This window comes from Faecalibacterium gallinarum (genome assembly GCF_022180365.1).
Classification (GTDB): Bacteria; Bacillota; Clostridia; order Oscillospirales; family Ruminococcaceae; genus Faecalibacterium; species Faecalibacterium gallinarum.
In genome coordinates this window covers 1-19,584 of record NZ_BQKV01000106.1, presented here as the reverse complement: position 1 = coordinate 19,584, position 19,584 = coordinate 1, and the positions used below count along the sequence as shown (strand labels likewise).

The 19,584-nt window shown below is 62.8% G+C and carries 16 protein-coding genes and 2 tRNA genes; 15 read left to right on the top strand and 3 right to left on the bottom strand.

Features of this window, described 5'->3' with window-relative positions; genetic code table 11:
- Positions 1–286: 286 nt before the first annotated feature.
- From JCM17207_RS12345 to JCM17207_RS12295, 11 genes are all read left to right on the top strand, one after another.
- Positions 287–1,801 (top strand): IMP dehydrogenase, encoded by a 1,515-nt coding sequence (locus JCM17207_RS12345; RefSeq protein WP_238317930.1) that lies wholly within the window; start codon positions 287–289, stop codon positions 1,799–1,801.
- A 729-nt stretch (positions 1,802–2,530) separates the two neighbouring features.
- Positions 2,531–4,048: a nicotinate phosphoribosyltransferase gene (locus JCM17207_RS12340; protein ID WP_238317929.1), complete on the top strand. Its 1,518-nt coding sequence runs from the start codon at positions 2,531–2,533 to the stop codon at positions 4,046–4,048.
- A 98-nt stretch (positions 4,049–4,146) separates the two neighbouring features.
- Positions 4,147–4,230 (top strand) — tRNA-Leu (locus tag JCM17207_RS12335).
- A 397-nt stretch (positions 4,231–4,627) separates the two neighbouring features.
- Positions 4,628–4,978 carry a DUF2200 domain-containing protein gene (locus tag JCM17207_RS12330; RefSeq protein ID WP_238317928.1) on the top strand — a complete coding sequence of 117 codons (351 nt, stop codon included), beginning with the start codon at positions 4,628–4,630 and terminating at the stop codon, positions 4,976–4,978.
- A 558-nt stretch (positions 4,979–5,536) separates the two neighbouring features.
- Complete coding sequence (locus JCM17207_RS12325; RefSeq protein ID WP_238317927.1) at positions 5,537–6,379, top strand: DUF8171 family membrane protein; 843 nt, start codon at positions 5,537–5,539, stop codon at positions 6,377–6,379.
- A 1-nt stretch (position 6,380) separates the two neighbouring features.
- Positions 6,381–8,096: an ABC transporter ATP-binding protein gene (locus tag JCM17207_RS12320; protein ID WP_238317926.1), complete on the top strand. Its 1,716-nt coding sequence runs from the start codon at positions 6,381–6,383 to the stop codon at positions 8,094–8,096.
- Positions 8,077–8,913: an energy-coupling factor transporter transmembrane component T family protein gene (locus JCM17207_RS12315; protein WP_238317925.1), complete on the top strand. Its 837-nt coding sequence runs from the start codon at positions 8,077–8,079 to the stop codon at positions 8,911–8,913. Before JCM17207_RS12320 ends, JCM17207_RS12315 begins: the two co-directional genes overlap by 20 nt.
- Positions 8,914–8,932: 19 nt before the next feature.
- Positions 8,933–9,733, top strand: a complete 801-nt coding sequence (locus tag JCM17207_RS12310) for a PHP-associated domain-containing protein (RefSeq protein WP_238317924.1) — start codon at positions 8,933–8,935, stop codon at positions 9,731–9,733.
- The gene (locus JCM17207_RS12305) at positions 9,730–10,512 is read left to right on the top strand and encodes an inositol monophosphatase family protein (RefSeq protein ID WP_238317923.1); all 783 of its coding nucleotides are present in this window, start codon (positions 9,730–9,732) and stop codon (positions 10,510–10,512) included. The genes JCM17207_RS12310 and JCM17207_RS12305 overlap by 4 nt, the downstream gene beginning before the upstream one ends.
- Positions 10,513–10,523: 11 nt before the next feature.
- Positions 10,524–11,345 carry a MurR/RpiR family transcriptional regulator gene (locus tag JCM17207_RS12300; RefSeq protein ID WP_238317922.1) on the top strand — a complete coding sequence of 274 codons (822 nt, stop codon included), beginning with the start codon at positions 10,524–10,526 and terminating at the stop codon, positions 11,343–11,345.
- A gap of 173 nt (positions 11,346–11,518) precedes the next feature.
- A complete protein-coding gene (locus JCM17207_RS12295; RefSeq protein WP_238317921.1) occupies positions 11,519–11,989 on the top strand; it encodes a hypothetical protein in 471 nt (156 codons plus the stop codon).
- Between the two features lie 82 nt (positions 11,990–12,071).
- Here the strand turns inward: JCM17207_RS12295 and JCM17207_RS12290 are convergent.
- A tRNA-Leu gene (locus tag JCM17207_RS12290) sits at positions 12,072–12,154 on the bottom strand.
- 142 nt (positions 12,155–12,296) lie between these two features.
- Here JCM17207_RS12290 and JCM17207_RS12285 point away from each other — a divergent pair.
- Positions 12,297–13,319: a threonine aldolase family protein gene (locus tag JCM17207_RS12285; RefSeq protein WP_238317920.1), complete on the top strand. Its 1,023-nt coding sequence runs from the start codon at positions 12,297–12,299 to the stop codon at positions 13,317–13,319.
- 414 nt (positions 13,320–13,733) lie between these two features.
- Here the strand turns inward: JCM17207_RS12285 and JCM17207_RS12280 are convergent, their stop codons facing one another.
- Positions 13,734–14,075, bottom strand: coding sequence for an arsenate reductase family protein (locus JCM17207_RS12280; protein WP_238317919.1), 342 nt, complete (start codon positions 14,073–14,075; stop codon positions 13,734–13,736).
- Between the two features lie 193 nt (positions 14,076–14,268).
- On the opposite strand from JCM17207_RS12280, the gene JCM17207_RS12275 reads away from it, so the two are divergent.
- From JCM17207_RS12275 to tsaD, 3 genes are all read left to right on the top strand, one after another.
- Complete coding sequence (locus tag JCM17207_RS12275; RefSeq protein WP_238317918.1) at positions 14,269–14,457, top strand: ferredoxin; 189 nt, start codon at positions 14,269–14,271, stop codon at positions 14,455–14,457.
- Between the two features lie 157 nt (positions 14,458–14,614).
- On the top strand, positions 14,615–17,191 hold the full coding sequence (locus tag JCM17207_RS12270) for a DNA polymerase I (RefSeq protein WP_238317917.1): 2,577 nt from the start codon (positions 14,615–14,617) through the stop codon (positions 17,189–17,191).
- Positions 17,192–17,230: 39 nt separating this feature from the next.
- The gene (tsaD, locus tag JCM17207_RS12265; protein ID WP_238317916.1) at positions 17,231–18,238 is read left to right on the top strand and encodes a tRNA (adenosine(37)-N6)-threonylcarbamoyltransferase complex transferase subunit TsaD; all 1,008 of its coding nucleotides are present in this window, start codon (positions 17,231–17,233) and stop codon (positions 18,236–18,238) included.
- A 55-nt stretch (positions 18,239–18,293) separates the two neighbouring features.
- On the opposite strand, the gene JCM17207_RS12260 is transcribed toward tsaD, so the two are convergent.
- The gene (locus JCM17207_RS12260; protein WP_238317915.1) at positions 18,294–19,079 is read right to left on the bottom strand and encodes a CPBP family intramembrane glutamic endopeptidase; all 786 of its coding nucleotides are present in this window, start codon (positions 19,077–19,079) and stop codon (positions 18,294–18,296) included.
- Positions 19,080–19,584 lie beyond the last annotated feature (505 nt).

Here is a 19,584-nt window from a genome sequence, read left to right as displayed (position 1 = left end):
GTCAGTTCCCCCCGGAGGGGGGATGCCGCGCAGCGGCAGGGGGGATACATTAAATGGGCGGGCGGGTGGGCTCAAATAATATTACTTTTCCGCATTTTGCCTGTTTTTTCGGGAGAAGGTATGGTGAAAGTTTGTGTTCTAAACTGTTTGTTTTTTGAGGAAAATATGGTATAGTATATAAAATCCCTGTTGTATATTTCCGTTTTCCATAAGAGACAGCCCGTTTTGTAACACAATGTCGGCTGATTGGTGTAATTTGGTATTGTAGAGAAAAGGAGTTTTGACTATGGCTTATTTTTATGAAGAACCCTCCCGCACCTTTGGCGAGTACCTGCTGATCCCCGGTTATTCCTCTTCCGCCAACGTGCCCGATGCTGTCAGCCTCAAGACCCCCCTTGTCAAGTACCGCAAGGGCCAGGAAGAGTGCCCCCTCGAGATGAATATCCCCATGATCAGCGCCATCATGCAGGCGGTTTCCGGCGATAAGCTGGCCATCGCCCTGGCCCGTCAGGGCGGCGTCTCCTTCATCTATGGCTCCCAGAGCATCGAGGACGAGGCCGCCATGGTCCGCCGGGTTAAGACCTATAAGGCCGGCTATGTGGTTTCCGACTCCAACCTGAGCCCCGAGGCCACCCTGCGGGATGTGCTGGCCCTCAAGGCCCGCACCGGCCACTCCACCATCGCCATCACCGCCGACGGCACCGCCCACGGCAAGCTGATGGGCATTGTGGCCTCCCGTGACTACCGGGTCAACCACACCCCCGACGACGCCCCCGTCACTACCTTCATGACCCCGCTGGACAAGCTGGTCACCGCCCCCGAGAACACCTCCCTGCATGACTGCAACAACATCATCTGGGACAACAAGATCAACACCCTGCCCCTGGTGGATGCCGAGGGCAACCTGAAGTACTTCGTCTTCCGCAAGGACTACAACTCCCACAAGGAGAACGCCAACGAGCTGCTGGACGCCAACAAGAGCTATGTGGTGGGCGCCGGCATCAACACCCGCGACTACGCCGAGCGTGTGCCCGCTCTGGTGGAGGCCGGCGTGGACGTCCTCTGCATCGACTCTTCCGAGGGCTTCTCCGAGTGGCAGAGCCGCACCATCGGCTGGATCCGTGAGCACTACGGCGACAAGGTGAAGGTGGGCGCCGGCAACGTGGTGGACGCCGAGGGCTTCCGCTTCCTGGCCGAGGCCGGGGCCGACTTCGTCAAGATCGGTATCGGCGGCGGTTCCATCTGCATCACCCGCGAGACCAAGGGCATCGGCCGCGGCCAGGCTACCGCCGTCATCGACGTAGCCCGCGCCCGGGACGAGTACTTCAAGGAGACCGGCATCTATGTGCCCATCTGCTCCGACGGCGGCATCGTCCACGACTACCACATCACCCTGGCCCTGGCCATGGGCGCCGACTTCGTCATGCTGGGCCGTTACTTCGCCCGCTTCGACGAGAGCCCCACCAACAAGGTCCGCATCAATGGCCAGTATATGAAGGAGTACTGGGGCGAGGGTTCCAACCGTGCCCGCAACTGGCAGCGGTACGACCTGGGCGGCTCCACCAAGCTCTCCTTTGAGGAGGGCGTGGACAGCTACGTGCCCTACGCCGGCCCCCTGGCCGACGGCGTCCAGACCACCCTGTACAAGGTCAAGAGCACCATGTGCAACTGCGGCGCCCTGACCATCCCCGAGCTGCAGCAGAAAGCCAAGCTCACCGTGGTTTCTTCCACCTCCATCGTGGAGGGCGGCAGCCACGACGTTCTGCTCAAGAACGCTACCCCCAGCAGCATGAACGGCTAATTTGAACTGAAAAACACCCCAGCCCCGGCGCCTCTGCGCCGGGGTTTTTCATTCGCGGCGTAACTTTGCGCAGACCGGCAGGCCCGCGCCGCGGCAGCGTTACGCCGGTGGGGGAGGGGGGCGGCCAAAGTTCCCAAGGTACTGCCAGCGGGTAGCTGCTGCGCCCTTGCAAATATTGGCCCGCTTTGCGCGGGCTCGTTCGTAAACAGCACGGAGGGTCGGAGCCGTAGCCACGGACTCACGGGCCGTAAGGCCCGCCCGGGTCCGTGGCCGTGGCTCCGGCCGGAGTGCATTCCCTGACTGGGAGGGTCCAGGGCAGAGCCCTGGTCGTTTTAGGGTGGGTAGGGTAGTCCAGAAGGGGGTAGGGAGGGGAATCGAAACCCCTCCCTCCCCCTTCTGGCCCAGCGGAGCGTCCCGTCCGTAGCTGCCGGCGCAGCGCAAGAGGTGGGCGGGTTTAAAATAATAATCTCTGGGGACTATGCTCGCTCCCGGTACCATGCGGCTCCTTCGCCATAAGATGACGAACAAACGCTTCTTTTTCTTCCGGATTGACCTCGATTTTACAAAAACGCTTGCGCCGGGGGTCAAATGGTGATATCATATCTCAAATGCCCTTTGTGTTTTTTCGTCATGAAAAGACGGGTGTCCAGACACCCCGGGGCGGCATCCACCGGCCCGGCCGGACAGCGCCGGACGGCCCTTTGTGAAATGGAAAAGAGGAGCCTCTCTATGGAAGAAATCAAAGTGATTCCCTATATCCCGGACGAGGATTACGATAACCCTGCCATGGTGGTGGATTTTTACGAGTTCACCATGGCCAACTGCCTGTTCCTCCACGGCTATAAAGATACCCGGCTGGTGTTCGATATGTTCTTCCGCAAGAACCCGGACAACCAGGGTTATTCCATCAGCGCCGGCCAGCGCAAGCTGACCCGGTTTTTGCTGAATTACCACTTCAACGCCCAGGACATCTGGTGGCTGCGCACCAAAGGGATGAGCGAGGAGTTCTGCGAGTACCTGCGCACCTACCGGTGGCAGGGGGATATGTACGCCCTGCCCGAGGGAACCGTCTGCTATCCCCATGTTCAGATGGTGCGGATCGAGTGCGACCTGGTGGGCGCGATCCTGATCGAAACCTACCTGCTCCAGACCATGAACTTCCACAGCCTGATCGCCACCAAAGCCACCCGGGTGGTGGGCCTGAATACTAAGACCCCCCGCCAGGTGATGGAGTTCGGCACCCGCCGGGCCCAGGGCGAGAGCGCCGGCAACGACGGCGCCTACGCGGCGATCTTGGGCGGCTGCATCGGCACCGCCAACTGCCTGGCCGAGATGAAATACGGCGCCGAGGTTAAGGCGGTGGGCACCGTGGCCCATAGCTTCATCGAGTTTTTCCCCACCGAGTTCGACGCCTTCAAGGCGTTTGCCGATACCTACCCCGAGTCGGTGAGCCTGCTGCTGGATACCTATAACATCATGGAGAGCGGTCTGCCCAACCTCATCAAGCTGGACGACTACCTGATCGAGAAGTACCCCGACGACCCCAACAAGCGGGTCAAGGCGGCCCGGATCGACTCGGGCGACCTGGCCCGTGGCTCCAAGCGGCTGCGCAAAGCCCTGGACGCCGTCGGCAAACCCTACATTAAACTGGTTGCTTCCAACGGCCTAGACGAGAAGAAGATGGCCAACATGGAGCTGTATGAGCACGCCCACTTTGACTCCTACGGCGTGGGCGAGAACCTCATCACCTCGGCCTCCGATCCGGTGTTCGGCGGTGTCTATAAGCTGGTGGCGGTCCAGCAGCCGGACGGCAGCTACCTGCCCAAGATGAAGTGTTCCGACAGCGCCAGCAAAGCCATCATCCCGGGCAAAAAGATGCCCTGGCGGCTCTACGACGCCAACGGCCAGGCCCAGTGCGACCTGATTGCCATGGACGGCGAGGTCATCGAGGCGGGCAAGCCGGTGACCATGGTGAACCTGGACCCCGACGCCATCGAGCGGACGGTGACCTTCACCCCGACGGCGGTCAAACCCCTGCTGGTGCCCCATATCCTGGGGGGCCAGCTGGCCATCCAGCTGCCCACCATCGCCGAGAAGCGGGACTATGTGGCCCACCAGCTCACCTACGAGACCTGGGAGAGCGAGCTACGGCTGGAGTGCCCCCACAAGCACTATGTCAACATGACCCCGGCGGTGGCCGAGTGCCGCACCCGGATGTATGCCGAGCTCCACGGCGGCAAAGTCTGAGCCGGGCAGGGGAGTCAGCTTCGGCCCATCGGTTGACAAAATCCGGTAGATCTAGTATTATAGTAGTTGCCGCGCAAACCCAGCGCGGCGGCTTTTGGGCCGCTATGGTGGAATTGGCAGACACAAGGGACTTAAAATCCCTCGGGAGTGATCTCGTACCGGTTCGACCCCGGTTAGCGGCACTGTAAACCCCCGGGCCTCTCGAAAATGAGAGGCCCGGTTTTTCGTTCGCGCCGTAACCTGGTACGGGCCGTTCAGTCCGCGCCGGGCAGTGCTTCGGCGTTGGGGGACTTCGTTTCTGGCAGCCGGACGGTTTGAACGGCAGGAACCGCACTCTCGGACCGCGTTGTGGGCCGACTTGCGGGACCTGCCGGGCAAATCCGGACGGCTGCCTCAGAAGCTACTAGCGGTTTCATTCCCCCAGGAGGGACCGCTGCCTGTAGTAAACCGCAGGGCCTGGCGGTTGGACGGGGGGAATGGGGGCGGAGCCCCCATTCCGAAAAAGGGCGGGCGGGTGGGTTTAAAATCATCCTCTCCTATGGTATGATAGACCCACACCCCAACAAGGAGGAGAGAAAAATGGACAACCAGAAAGTATTTGCCATGGAGTTTTCCCGGGTGTACCCGCTGTTGGTGGCCAAGGCCGAGCGGAAAAGCCGCACCCAGCAGGAGGTGGACCAGGTGATCTGTTGGCTCACCGGCTACACCCCCGCCGACATTGCCCGGGCGGTGGCGGAGCCCACCGGATACGGCGACTTTTTTGAGAACGCCCCGGCCCCGAACCCCAACCGAACCAAGATCACCGGGTCCATCTGCGGGGTCAAGCTGGCCGAGATCGAGGACCCCCTCATGCGGGAGATCCGTTACCTGGACAAGCTGGTAGACGAGCTGGCCAAGGGCAAACCCATGGAGAAGATCCTCCGCACCTGAAAAAGGGGCGGCGTTTCTTCCGATTGTTTTATCCCGCCTGAAAGAATCAATTTTCTAAAACCGGTGCTGCCCCAACGCAGCACCGGTTTTTTATTCGCGGCGTAACTTAGTGTGGGCCGCTCGGCCCGCGCCGCGGCAGTTTTTTATTCGCGCCGTAACTCAGTACGAGCCGTTTGGCCCGCGCCGCGACAGTTTTTTATTCGCGCCGTAACTCAGTACGAGCCGGTCGGCCCGCGCCGCGACAGTTTTTTATTCGCGCCGTAACTCAGTACGAGCCGTTTGGCCCGCGCCGCGACAGTTTTTCGTTCGCGCCGTAACTTGCTGCGGTCCGTTCGCTCTCCGCCGCGACAGCTTTGCCCTGGCGGGAACCGGCAGGCCCGCCCGGCTTTTGTATCCCGCAACGGCGTAAACCTTCGATTCTATGCAGAAAAACGCGGCACTTTCTCCCGAAAAGAAAATTTAATTACATTTTACGTTGCGAAGAAAGAAAGATTTACATTCACCTGCTATACTAAGGGTGCGTGAGAGAAACAAACCAATCAATCGGAGGAATTGAATATGAACGCCGCGCAAAAACAGTCTGCAACCCAATCTCAGAAATTGATGATTTTTGTCCTGAGCATGTCTCTCTACGGGCTTGCCACCCTCTTCACCGAGCTGATCCCCAAGTTCCAGCTGGGGCTGGTGGAGCTGTCGGTGGAGTACTTCCTGTTTATCCCCCTGACCCTGGCCATCCTGTTCGACCCCCTGTCGGCGGCCCTGGGCGCTGCCACCGGTGAGCTGGTGTTCAGCGAGATCATGCTGGGCCAGTTCGGCGGCCTGGGCGAGCTGGAAAAGTTCCTCACCGTGACCATCGGCGTTTACATTGCGGGCCGGATGGTCCGTGACCCCAGCAACCGGGCCATGGTGGGCCTGGCCGCCATCACCGGCACCGCCGCCCAGCTGGCCATGGGTACCCTGGTGGATATCGCCAAGGTCCAGTTTGCGGTGGAGGATTTCGAGGCGGTGGCTGGCCTGCCCGAGAGCGTGTTTGCCACCGAGGGCTTTGCCTTCCTGAATGACCTGCTCTTCTCCGGCATCCTGTTCTGCCTGCTGCCCACCCTCTACCTGGTGCCCCGCCTCTACGGCAAGATCGAGCCCCTGCTGGGCATGGCGCCCCGCACCGCCGCCAGCGCCGTGGCCGGCCTGAGCCCCAAGGCTCTGGTGGTCTGCGCCCTGGGTTTTGTCTGCGCAGTTCTGGCCGAGCTGGCCGCTACCGCCGGTATGTCCCTGATCGATTGGGAGGCCGAGTGGGCCGAGAGCGGCACCGCCCTGGCCCTGGGCATGGTCACCGCCGCAGCGGTGGCCGTGGCCGCCCTTCTGGTTGCCAAGAAGAACAGCGAAAGGAATGTGACCCGATAAGATGAATGTGGTTGAGATTGCCGGCCTGACCTACACCTACCCCGGCGCTTCTCAGCCCACCTTAAAGGATATTTCTCTCGAGATCGAGCAGGGGGACTTCCTGGCCGTTGTGGGAAACAACGGATGCGGGAAGTCCACTTTGTGCAAGGTGCTCAACGGCCTGATCCCCCACTTCATCACCGGGGATCTGACGGGAGAGGTCCGGGTGGCTGGGGTGAATACGCTGGAGAGCGACGTGGGGGCCCTGGCCCAGAAGGTGGGCTACGTCTACCAGGACTTTGAAAACCAGATCGTCCGGCCCACGGTGCTGGACGACGCCTCCTACTCCTGTTTGAACTATGCCTTTCCCGACTACCAGGAGCGGGGCCGCCGGGCCCTGGCCCAGTGCGGCCTGTCCGGGCGGGAGGAGGAATACGTCTGGCAGCTCTCGGGGGGCCAGACCCATCTGTTGGCCCTGGCGGGGGCGGTGTCCCTCCAGCCCGAGATCCTGATCCTGGACGAGCCCATCGCCCAGCTGGACCCCCTGCACGCGGACCGAATCTACGAGGTTCTGCGGGAGCTCAACGAAAAACAGGGCAAGACCATCATCGTGATCGAACATCACACCGAGTACATTGCGGACTACTGCCGCCATGTGATGCTGATGAAGGACGGCGGCGCGGCCTGGAAACTCCCCACCCGTCAGGCCCTCCAGCGGGTGGAGGAGCTGGAAGAGTGCAACATCTTCCCCCCGCAGGTCACCCAGGCGGCCTGCCGGCTGAAAAACGCGGGCTTTTTGCCGACGGATTCGCCCCTGCCCACCACCGTGGCCGAAGGTCGCCGGATCTTTCCGGTGCCGGGCTGCCTGCCCCGGCAGAACCCGCCCTCGGCCCGCCCGCCCGAACCCCCGGCGGTTTCGTTCCAGAAGGTGTCCCTGGCCTACCGGTCGGTGAAAGGGGAGCCCCGCACCATCTTCGACGGGCTGGATCTGGAGATCCGCCAGGGGGAGCGGGTGGCCCTGATCGGCTCCAACGGCGCGGGCAAATCCACCCTGATGAAATTGATGGTGGGCCTGCTCAAGCCCCAGAGCGGAAAAGTCTCCCTCTATGGGGAGTCCATCTCGGATAAAAAGGCGGAGGACTTCTCCCGCCAGATTTCGCTGGTCTACCAGAACCCGGAGGAAATGTTCATCAAGGATTCCATCCGGGGGGATATCGCCTACGCCATGCAGGTGCGTGGGGTGCCCCAGTGGGAAGAGCGGACCGATGAACTCCTGGAACGGTTCCGGCTCAAAGCCCTGGAAGGCCGGGACGGCCGTCTGATGTCGGGCGGCCAGATGCGCCGGGCCAGCCTGGCCATCGGGGTGGCCCTGGAGCCGGGGGTGCTGCTGCTGGACGAGCCCACCGCCAACCTGGACATCGCCACCCGGCGGGAGATCCTCAGCGTTTTGGAGGATATGAAGGACATCATCCAGACGGCGGTCATCGCCACCCACGATATGCAGCTGGTCTGCCAGTGGGCCCAGCGGATTGTGGTGCTCTGCGGGGGCAGGGTAGTGGCCGACGGCACCCGGGACGAGATCTTCTCCCGGCCGGACCTGGCCCAGCTGGTGGGCATCCGCCCGCCCGAGATCTTCACCATGGCCCAGGCGCTTTGCCCCGGGGCCCTCTGCTACACCGTCGACGAGTTTACCAACTGGTTCAAGGAGGCACAAACCCATGCAAAAGCGGATGAATAAACTGTCGGAGAACCTGCTGGATAAATTCTCCATGGAGTTTCTCCGCAGCCAGGTGCTCAAAAACGCCTACGGCAACGACGATACTGTGATTGCCGCCCTGGACCCCCGGATTCTGATCGTCTGGTACCTCTTCTTCGGTCTGGTGCCCTGGTTTGTGGATGCGCTGCCCTTTCTGCTGGGGTGCTTTCTGCTGGTGATGGTCACCACCCTGTTGGCCCGGGTGGCGGGGCTGGTGCTCTTCCTCTTCGGGGTGGGGGTCTTTTCCCAGACGGGGTATCTCTTTTTGGCCACCCTGCTCTTTGGGGGCGACGCCTCGGCCATTGCGCCTTTGCTGGTCCTCACCCTGAAAGTCGCCACCATCTCCCTGGCCTCGGTCACCGTCTTTTCGGGCCTCGACCCGGACCGGCTCTCCAATGGCCTGATGTGGTTCGGCTGCCCCGAGCGGCTGTCCTTTTCCATCTCCTACGCCTACCGGATGCTCCCCATGCTGATGGAGGAATTCCAGAACGTGCTCCTCTCTTACCGGCTGCGGGGCAACCCGCCCGCCCACGAGACCTTTATGGGCAAGGTGCGGTATCTGATTTACCAGATCAGGATCATCATGGAGTCCTTTTACCCCCTGATGCTCAACACCGCCAAGCGGTCCCGCACCACCGTCGAGGCCCTGGAACTGCGGGGCTACCGGTACGCCGCCGCCAATAAATCGGTGAAGAAGATCAAGCTGGCGGCCCTCAAGGTGAGCTACAACGATCTCTTGTTTTTGGCGGTGTCCTTTTTGTGGGTGGCGGTGTCCATCCTGTTCTGTGCGCTGCTCTGATAGAAAGAAGGTTTTTTCTGTGCGACTGGATTTTCATACCCACGGCAAGCTGGCCAAAAAGCTGCCTTTTTCCACGGCCTACACCGACTGGCTCTTCGGCGAGGCCCGGCGGGCGGGGCTGGACGCCCTCTGCCTGACCGAACATTTCAACACCCTCCAATTTGCCGACCTCTACGGCTATCTTTCCTCCATCAGCCGCCGGGTGGGGGATACGTTGGAGCTGGAAAACGGCCTGCATATCTTCCCCGGCATGGAGACCGACGTGGCCGAGGTGGGGCATATCCTCTCCATCGGCCCTCTCGAGGCCATTCTGGAGCTGAACCGCCGGCTGGAACCCTACAAAGAAAAAGGCCGGTTTCTGCCCTTCGCCCAGCTGATGGATCTGTTTGAGGAGTACCCGGTGCTGGTGGGCTGCGGCCACCCCTACCGGGCCCCGGGCCATGTGCCCGAGCAGCCGGAGGACCAGCTGGCCCGGCTGTCCTTTTTGGACCTGAACGGCAAGGACCTGGCCCTGGACCGGGCCCGCACCGAGGCTTTGACCTATGCCCTGGGCAAACAGCTGGGGATTCCGGTGGTGTCGGGCAGCGACACCCACCAGGCGGTGCAGTATGGCTGCGTCAGCACCCTGTTTGAAAAGGAGATCACCACCCTCCCGGCCCTGAAAGCCGAGATGGAGGCGGGCCGGTATCGGATTCAGCTGTCGGACCAGGCGGCCTTCCAGGTGCGGACGGCCTGCCTGCTCAAGCGGTCGCTGAAGGAGATCCACGCCCTGGGCGGGGACTACGTCTCCATCCTCACCGCCCGGGAGGCCATCGCATGAGCGGTTTGACCCCGGCCCTGGCCGGGCAGGTGATCGCGGCGGTCCAGCGGGCGGGGCAGCTGCTGGCGGACCCGGCGGCGGTGCAGCGGATCGCCGCCAAAAGCGCCACCGATTTTGTGACCAACGTAGACTGCGCGGTCCAGAACGCCCTGCGGGAACAGCTGGCCCAGCTGGCGCCGGAGATTCAGTTTCTGGGGGAGGAGGGGGAGCGCCCCTCCATCGACCCGGCCCGGCCCTTCTGGATTCTGGACCCGGTGGACGGCACCACCAACCTGATCCACCACTTCGGCCACAGCGCCGTCTCCCTGGCCCTGGCCGAGGGTGGACAAGTGACCTTTGGTGTGGTATATAATCCCTATACGAGGGAGTGTTTTACGGCCCGGCGGGGCGGCGGCGCGTATTGCAGCGGCCGGCCCATCCGGGTCAGCGGGGCCAGCCGCCTGGCCGACAGCCTGCTCTCGGCGGGGACGGTGCCCGGCCAGCGGCAGCTGGCGGACCGGGCCTTCGCCCAGATGCGGGCCATGTACGACGCCTGCCAGGACATCCGCCGCTGCGGCTGTGCCTCGCTGGATCTCTGCTGGGTGGCCTGCGGGCGGCTGGACGGCTTTGTGGAGCTGGCGCTCCAGCCCTGGGACTACGCCGCCGGGCTCTTGATCGTGGAGGAAGCCGGCGGCCGGGTCACCGGGCCGGAGGGCGGCCCTCTCCCCCTCACACAGGGCGGCGGCGTGCTGGCCACCAATGGGGCGCTTCATCCGCTGCTGCTGGAATTACTGCAATGAGGGGATATACCATGGAACTGCGCCTGCCTGTTTCCGCCGGGGAGCTCACCCGGGCGGAGCAAAAAATCCTGGACTACATCAACACCAATATGGACAGCTTTCTCTACCTGCCCATTGGCCAGCTGGCCCAACAGCTGGGCCTCTCGGACGCGACCCTCTCCCGGTTTGCCCGCCATGTGGGCTGTCGGGATTTCAAGGCGCTGAAGAGCCTGGTGGTGGAACAGATGTCCGGCCCGGCGGGCAAGATGGCGGGTACCCTGGCCCAGGAGGCGGATTTCTCCCCCGAGGCCTGGCTCCAGCGCCAGCAGCTCTATCTGGAAAAGACCGCCCAGCAGCTGCGCACCCCTGAGTTTCACCGGGCCGCCGACGCCCTGGTCTCGGCCCGGCGGGTGCTGATCCATGGCAAAAACGCCTCGGCGGCCCTGGCCCAGATGCTCTCTTTCCGGCTGCGGCGGCTGGGGCTGGAGGTCTCGCTGCTCCCCTCCGGCGGGTCTGAGCTGCTGGAAGGTTTGGTCCAGGCGGGGGAAGGGGATCTGGTGGTGATGTTCAGCTTCTCCAAGCTGTCCCAGGAGGGCAAGGTGATTCTGGCCCATAGCCGGGAGGCGGGGTATCAGACCCTGGCCTTTGTCAGCCGCACCTGCCTGCCCCCGGACCAGCAGGCGGACATCACCCTTTACGCCTACCGGGGGGAGGAGCGGGAATACCACTCCATGACCGCCCCCACCGCCCTGCTGGATGCCCTGGTGGTGGCGGTGACCAGCCGGCTGGGCCAGCCGGGGGCCGAGCGGCTGGAGCGGCTCCACCGGCTGAAAAAACAGTATTTCCCCGGGTGAAATCCCGTTGCAAACCGAAAAAAGCGGCAGGCTCCCAGGGGGCCTGCCGTCTATCTTTTTGGGGATGTTTGTTTACAGAATGTCTATTGTATTCCCCCTGTGGCCGGGCTATAATCGGCGTACAGGAAGGGCCGCACCCTTCCCATTCTGCCATTTGAAGGAGGGCGTCCCCAATGAAAAAATGGTCGTTTTTGCTGTTGGCCTGTGCCGCGACGCTCCTGTTTATGGCGGGCTGCGGCGAGCAGACGGCGTCGTCCAGCGCAGAGGAAGCGGTGGTGTACGAAAATTCCCAGCTGGGGATTCGGTTTGAGCTGCCGGCGGTGTTCCGGGATCATCTCAAGGTGGAGGAAAACACCGAGGAGATGGGGGGCGAGCCGGTCAACGTGCTCTATATCCTCTATGAGGACGAAGACGAGAGCGCCATCATCTACCGGATCGAGGAGATGAGCAGCGAGCTCTGGGCCAAAATGCAGGCCGAAGAAGGCCCCAAGGGGATGGAGCTGGGCCAGCGGGACGGGCGCGCCGTGGTCTACTATCCGCCCCAGTCGAACCCCTTTGAGCAGGGCACCGACGCGTATGAGGCCATGCAGATCCTGCCGGACCAGGCTTCGGCGCTGCCGGACAGTTTCGCCTTTATCGAGTGACGGTTTTTGCCGGGGCCCGTTTCCCGGCGGAACGAAAAAATCCGAACCCTTCTCCCGCCGTGGGAAAGGCTCGGATTTTTTTTGGTGCGGGAGAAGGGGGTCGAACCCTCACTCTTTCGGAACTGGTGCCTAAAACCAGCGCGTCTGCCATTCCGCCACTCCCGCAGAACGCTGCTTTTAACTATACCAACTCCGGTCCCAAATGTCAAGGCGGCCCGGCGGGGCGGTTGGATTTTGGGTCGAAATGTGATATAGTGGAGCCAATCCTGCAAAACAGGCCGAAACTAGAGTAAAGAAGGTTTTGTCCATGATTCGTTTTACCAACGATTACAGCGAGGGCTGCCACCCCTCCATTCTGGAGGCCCTGGCCGCCACCAACACCGAGGGCAACCCCGGTTATTCGATGGACCCCCACTCGGCCCACGCCCACGAGCTGATCCGGGCCGCCATCGGCCGCCCGGACGCCGACGTCCACCTGCTGGTGGGGGGCACCCAGACCAACGCCACCGCCATCGCGGCCTTCCTCCGGCCCTATGAGGCGGTGATCGCCGCCGTTTCGGGCCATATCTGCGTCCACGAGACCGGCGCCATCGAGGCCACCGGCCACAAGTGCATCGCCTGCCCGGCGGAGAATGGCAAACTGACCCCGGCGGCGGTGCGGGCCGCCTGCGCCGCCCATACCGACGAGCACATGGTCCGCCCCCGGATGATCTACGTCAGCCAGACCACCGAGATCGGCACCCTCTACACCCTGGCCGAGCTGGAAGCTCTGCGGGCAGTCTGCGACGAGCTGGGGCTCTACTTCTACCTGGACGGCGCCCGTCTGTCCAGCGGCCTGGCGGCCGGCGGCCCCAGCCTGACCGACCTGGGCCGGCTGTGCGACGCCTTCTACATCGGCGGCACCAAGAACGGCGCCCTCTTCGGCGAGGCGCTGGTGATCCTGAACCCGGCCCTCAAGCCGGATTTCCGCTACAACATCAAGCAGCGGGGCGGCATGCTGGCCAAGGGCTGGCTGCTGGGGGTCCAGTTCGAGCAGCTGTTCCAGGGTAACCGGTATGTGGAGCTGGCGGCCCACGCCAACGCCCTGGCCCTCAAGCTGAAAGAGGGGATCGCCGCCCTGGGCTACACCTTCCTCTGCGACAGCGTCACCAACCAGCAGTTCCCCATCCTGCCCGACGGGGTGGTGGCGGCCCTGGGCCAGGATTTCGGCTTTGAGTTTAACTGCAAACCCGACGCCGCCCACACCTGCATCCGCCTGGTGACCAGCTGGGCCACCCCCGAGGAGAATGTGGACGCCTTCCTGAAGGCGCTGGCGGCACTGACGAAATAATTATTAAACCCACCCACCCGCCCTTTAAATGTTCCCCCGGCCCTGCGGGCCCGCCCCCGTGGGGCTCTAAACCGAAAACGGCTGCATCTAGGGCCGCCGCCCGGATTTGCCCGTCAGGCCCCGCCAAGACATCCCACCTCGCGGTCTGTAGTGGCGGTTCCTGCCGTTCAAACCGTTCGGCTGCCGGAACCAAGGGGCGCGGCGTTTGGCTCCAGCGATTAAGCAACAAATAATAAAGCCCTGTGTCCCGGAAATTCCCGGGAGGCAGGGCTTTGTTAGCTTTTATTGTGCAAAGAGAGCAGGCAACAGCGACCGCCGCTTGTGGTAAACCGCAGAGCCTAGCGGTTAGGCGGGGGGATGGGGGGGCGGAGCCCCCATACATCTAAATGGGCGGGCGGGTGGGTTAAAATAATTTTACTCCCAGCCCTTCCACACCTCGGGCTGATACCCCACGGTGGCCTGGCGGCCGTTCCGGACGATGGGGGTCTTGAACAGCTGCTGGTTTTCAAACAGCTTGTCCTCTTTCTGCCAGTCCACCAGCGCCTCCAAAAGGGCCAGGGTCTGCTTGTCCTTGGCCTCGGGGTTCACCAGCTTCTCCCAGCCCCCCAGGGCCCGGGCCACGTTCTCGAACTCGCCCCGGCTCATCCCTTTTTCTTTCAGGTCGATCATCTGGAACCGGATGCCCCGCTCCTTGAAATACCGCTGGGCCTTTTTGGTGTCGAAGCACTTGCTGGTGCCGAAAATCTGGATGTTCATGGTTTTGCGTCCTTTCCTGTGATGGGATTCTCTGCCGCCATTGTAGCATACCCCGGTTAAAATGTGTAGGGCGGCGGAATATTTTCCCCGGCCCCGGACCACACTGTCCACGAGAGAGCCCCGCCGCCGGGTGTTCTTGTGATCCGCCCGGCGGGTGGGGCATCCCATCTTACCAGCCAAAGGAGCGTTTGTGATGAAAGCTTTTGTTGATCCCGATACCTGCATCGGCTGCACCCAGTGCGCGGGCCTGTGCCCCGAGGTTTTCTCCATGGAGGGCAGCCTGGCGGTGGCCATCTCGGGCGAGATCCCCGGCGAGGCTGCGCCCCAGGCGGTCCAGGCGGCCGAGAACTGCCCGGTCAGCGCCATCCGCATCGACAACTGATCTCCCCGCATTTTTGGCCCGTGCCGCCCTGGCGCGGGCTTTTTTGCGCCTCTTTTTTCCGAAAACATTTCCCGCCCGGGGGATTTGTGGTATACTGATAGAAGCGCCCGGCCTGTTTTGACGGGCCGGCAGTACAAAAACGGAGGTTCCACGTCTTATGCGTTTACTGGTCATCGACGGCAACAGCATCGCCAACCGCGCCTTTTTTGGCATCAAGCTGCTGACCAATAAGGACGGCCGCTATACCAACGCCATCTATGGCTTTTTCAATATTCTGCTGGCGCTGCTGCGGGAGAGCCAGCCCGACGAGGTGGCGGTGGCCTTTGACCTGAAAGCCCCCACCTTCCGCCACCAGATGTACGACGGCTACAAGGCCAACCGCCACGGCATGCCCCCCGAGCTGGCCGAACAGATGCCGGTGCTGAAAGAGCTCCTGACCGACCTCGGCTATAAGATCGTCACCGCCGAGGGCTGGGAGGCCGACGACATTCTGGGCACCCTGGCCGCCGCCTGTGCCGCCCGGAAGGACGACTGCTTCCTGGCCACCGGCGACCGGGACAGCTTCCAGCTGGTCAGCGACACCACCACGGTTCTGCTGGCCTCCACCGTCATGGGCCGGAGCGTCACCCAGGTCATGGATGTCGATGCCATCCGGGAGAAATACGGCCTCGAACCCCGCCAGCTCATCGACGTCAAGGGCCTGATGGGGGACACCTCGGACAATATCCCCGGCGTCAAGGGCATTGGCGAAAAGACGGCCCTCTCTCTGGTGCAGAAGTTCGGCGGGCTGGATGGGGTCTATGACCACATCGAGGACCCGGCCATCAAGCCCAAACAGCGGGAAAAACTGTTGGCCGGCCGGGAGATGGCCGAGCTGAGCCGGACCCTGGGCACCATCCGCACCAACGCCCCCATCGACACCGCCGAGGGCGCCTATGCCGTGGGGGAGGGGGACAAACCCGCCGCCGTCCGGCTGCTGCAAGAGCTGGAGATCCACACCCTGATCCCCCGTCTGGGGCTGGATGGGGTCGCCCCTGGCGCCCCGGCGGGGGAAGAGCGCCCGGCCCTGCCCGAGGCCGAGATCGCGCCCCTGCCCCTCGACCCGGCGGGGGTGTATCAGCTGGCCACCCGCCCGGCGGTGATCGAGAAGCAGGGCAGCAAAAAGGTGGTTACCCGTCCGGAACAGTGGTACGCGGTCCAGGGGCAGACGGTTTACCCCCTGGAGGACGCAGACCTGCCCCGGCTGCTGGATGCCCCCGGCGTCCGGCTGGAAGTGTTTGATTCCGCGCCCCTTTACGCCCGGGCCATGGCGGCCGGGGGCTGGGGCAGCGCCATCGCCTGGGACGGCAAACTGGCGGCCTATCTGCTGGACGCCTCCGCCGCCCGGTATCAGGTGGGGGAGCTGGCGGCCTCTTATAAAGCCGAGGCGGCCTTCGACTGCCCCGACTGGCCCGACGCCGGGCGGCTGGCCAGCCTCTTTGAGACCATGAAAGCCGAGGTCGCCGCCCGGGGCGAGGATGAGCTCTACAACGAGATCGAGTTCCCCCTGGCCCAGGTTCTGGCGGATATGACCCGGCTGGGGGTCCTGGTGGACCGGCAGGGGATCGAGGCGTTCGGCGTCCGGATGCGGGCCAAGATCGAGGAGCTTCTGGCCCGGATCCGGCAGCAGGTGGACGACCCCTCCTTCAACCCCAACAGCCCCAAACAGCTGGGGGAGATGCTCTTTGACAAGATGGGCCTGCCCCACGGCAAAAAGACCCAGACCGGCTGGTCCACCGACGCCGCCACCCTGGAGAAACTGCGGTACGATTCCCCCCTGGTGGAGGATGTTCTGGAGTACCGCACCTACCAGAAACTCAACTCCACCTATGTGGAGGGCCTTTTGAAGGTGATCGGCCCCGACGGCCGGATCCACTCCACCTTCAACCAGACCGAGGCTCGGACGGGGCGGCTCTCGTCCGATAACCCCAACTTGCAGAATATCCCCATCCGCACCGAGCTGGGCAGCCAGCTGCGGGCCTATTTTGTGGCCCGGCCGGGCTGGGTGCTGGTGGACGCCGATTACAGCCAGATCGAGCTGCGGATCCTCGCCCACATCACCGGGGACGAGCATATGCAGGAGGCGTTCCGCAGCGGGGAGGACATCCACCGGAGCACCGCCGCCAAGATCTACGGCCTGCCCCTGGAAGAGATCACCCCCCGGCTCCGCTCCTCGGCCAAGGCCATCAATTTCGGCATCATGTACGGCAAGGGGGCGTTCAGCCTCTCCAAAGACATCGGGGTCTCGGTCAAGGAGGCCGAGTCCTTCCTCCAGCAGTACCTGGCCACCTTCCCCAAGGTGAGCGGCTATATGGACAAGACCATCGCCGACGCCAAGGCCAGCGGCTACGTCAGCACCCTGTTCGGCCGCCGGCGGGCCCTGCCGGAGCTGTCCAGCTCCAACTTCAACGTCCGGTCCAGCGGCGAGCGGATGGCCCGCAACACCCCCATTCAGGGCACCGCCGCCGACGTGATCAAACTGGCCATGGTGCGGGTTTGGCGGCGGCTTCGGGCGGAAGGGATGGAGAGCCGGCTGATCCTCACCGTCCACGACGAATTGATCGTGGAGGCCCCCGAGGCCGAGGCTGAAAAGGCCGCCCGGGTCCTGAAAGAGGAGATGGAGGGCTGTGTCCAGTACGCCGTCCCCCTGGAGACCGAGGTGGGCCAGGGCAAAAACTGGCTCGAGGCCCACTGACCAACTTGTTGAGAGAGAAAAGGCAGGAAAAAGAAAACCATGATCGTTTTAGGAATTGAATCCACCTGTGACGAGACCGCCGCCGCCCTGGTGCGGGACGGCCGTCAGCTCTTGTCCAACGTCATCGCCACCAGCGTCCAGGAGCAGGCCCTCTATGGGGGCGTCGTGCCCGAGATCGCCAGCCGCCGCCACTGCGAGGCCATCAGCGCCACCGTCAAGAAAGCCCTGGCCGACGCCCAGATGACCATGGAGGATGTGGACGCGGTGGCGGTCACCTTCGCCCCGGGCCTGATCGGCGCGGTGCTGGTGGGGGTCAACTTTGCCAAAGGGCTGGCCTATTCGGCGGGCAAACCCCTGGTGCCGGTCCACCATCTGCGGGGGCATATTGCGGCCCTCTACCTGACCCACCCGGAGCTGGAGCCCCCCTTCCTCTGCCTGGTGGCCTCGGGCGGCCACAGCCACATTGTCCAGGTGGAGGGCTATACCCATTATAAGATCCTGGGCCACACGGTGGACGACGCCGCCGGCGAAGCCTTCGACAAGGTGGCCCGGACCCTGGGGTTATCCTATCCCGGCGGGCCCAGCGTGGCCGCCGCCGCCAAGACCGGCGACCCCAAAGCCTACCGGCTGCCGGTGCCCCATGTGGAAGGGAAGTATAACGTCAGCTTCTCGGGCCTCAAGACGGCGGTCCTCAACGAGGTGAACCAGGCCCAGATGAAGGGCCTGCCCGTCAACGTGCCGGATCTGGCGGCCAGCTTCCAGGAGCGGATCGCGGGGATCCTGGCGGAGAAGCTGCTGCTGGCCGCCGCCGATACCGGGGCCAAACAGGTCTGCCTGGCGGGGGGCGTGGCGGCCAATGGTCGGCTGCGCCAGCTGGTGAACGACGGAGCCCAGAAGCTGGGGGCCCAGGTCTATCTGCCCCAGCTGAAATTCTGCGGGGACAACGGCGCCATGATCGCCGCCCAGGGCTATTACCAGTACATGGCGGGGCACACCGCGGGGCTGGAACTCAACGGCCTGCCCACCCTGCCCATCGACTACGAATAAACGAAAAAACGCCCGTCCCGGAGAGAACCCGGGACGGGCGTTTTCTGTGATGGGGTTATTCCGCGGGGGGCTGCTGGGCGGGGGCCAGTTCCTCCTGGAAGTTCAGGGCCACCTGGCCGATCCGCTTGCGGCGCAGCAAAAACAGCACCGGCAGAATGTAGATCAGGACGGCGGACAGCATGCTGGCGTCGTAGTTGCTGACGGCCTCCGTGACGGTCTCGGTGCCGTACAGGCCGCCGATGATGATGCTGGACACATCCATGAACCCGTGGATAAAGACGGGAACCCAGATGTTGCCGGTGCGGAAATAGATGGCCCCCAGCAGGGTGCCGATGGATATGGTAAAGAGGCACTGCATCAGAACCCCAAAGGGGGCGCTGCCGAGGAGGTTGGTCAGGTGGGCGCACCCGAAGAGCAGACCGGACAAAAGACAGGCTTTCCAGACGCCCTGGGTGCTGGGGCCGAATTTCTCCAGCAGGGTTTCGGCGATGACGGCCCGGAACAAAAACTCTTCCGCGATGCCCACCGAGAACATACCCACCACAAAGGTCAGGATCTGGAGGGGGGAACGCATGGGGCTGTCGGGGCGGCTCAGGGTCAGGCTGACGACCATGGAATAGCAGATGAGCCCCAGGGGGTACATTCCCACCAGCAGCCCGTCCAAAAATCCGCAGCCCCGGCGGGTGAGTAGGTGCTGCCGCCCGGTGGCGAAGAGGAAGACAAGGGCCACGGCGATTCCGGCCAGCTCCTGGAAAATGGTCATGGCGTATTCATCCAGGGCCGACCAGTCCGCCCCGGTGAGGACCAGGCCAAAGGCCAGCCCGTATACCGCGACCATCATAAACAATAGGAATAGGATTTCGGCGACGACACAGTATAGCACCGGCCGGCGCTCTCTCAAACGTTTCAGCATAATCTCTGCAACCTCCTGAGATGTAGATGGTGAGGCTATTTTATCATATTCCCGTTATAATATAAATAGGTTTGGCGCACCTGGCGGCCCGGGAAACTTTTTGTCGAATTTTTTTCAAAAAAGTGTTGACAAAAGGGGGCGGCGGTGGTATTATACTCAGGCACCCCGGGTCACACGAAAGAATGACTCTTCGGGAGCCCACGAAACCGATCGAAAAGTTCAAAACGCTTCGAAAAAAGTGCTTGACAAACGAACGGTTCGGTGGTAAAATAAAGAGGTCGCCGGCCGAGAGGCGAACGACACACAGGACCTTGAAAATTGAACAATATCGAAAAACTTGTAACGGAACCTTATTGCGTGCGGATTTGGAAACGCACGTTAAACAATTCCAAAAACAAAGTAATTCGTATAGGACGCAAGCGATTGCGTGCTG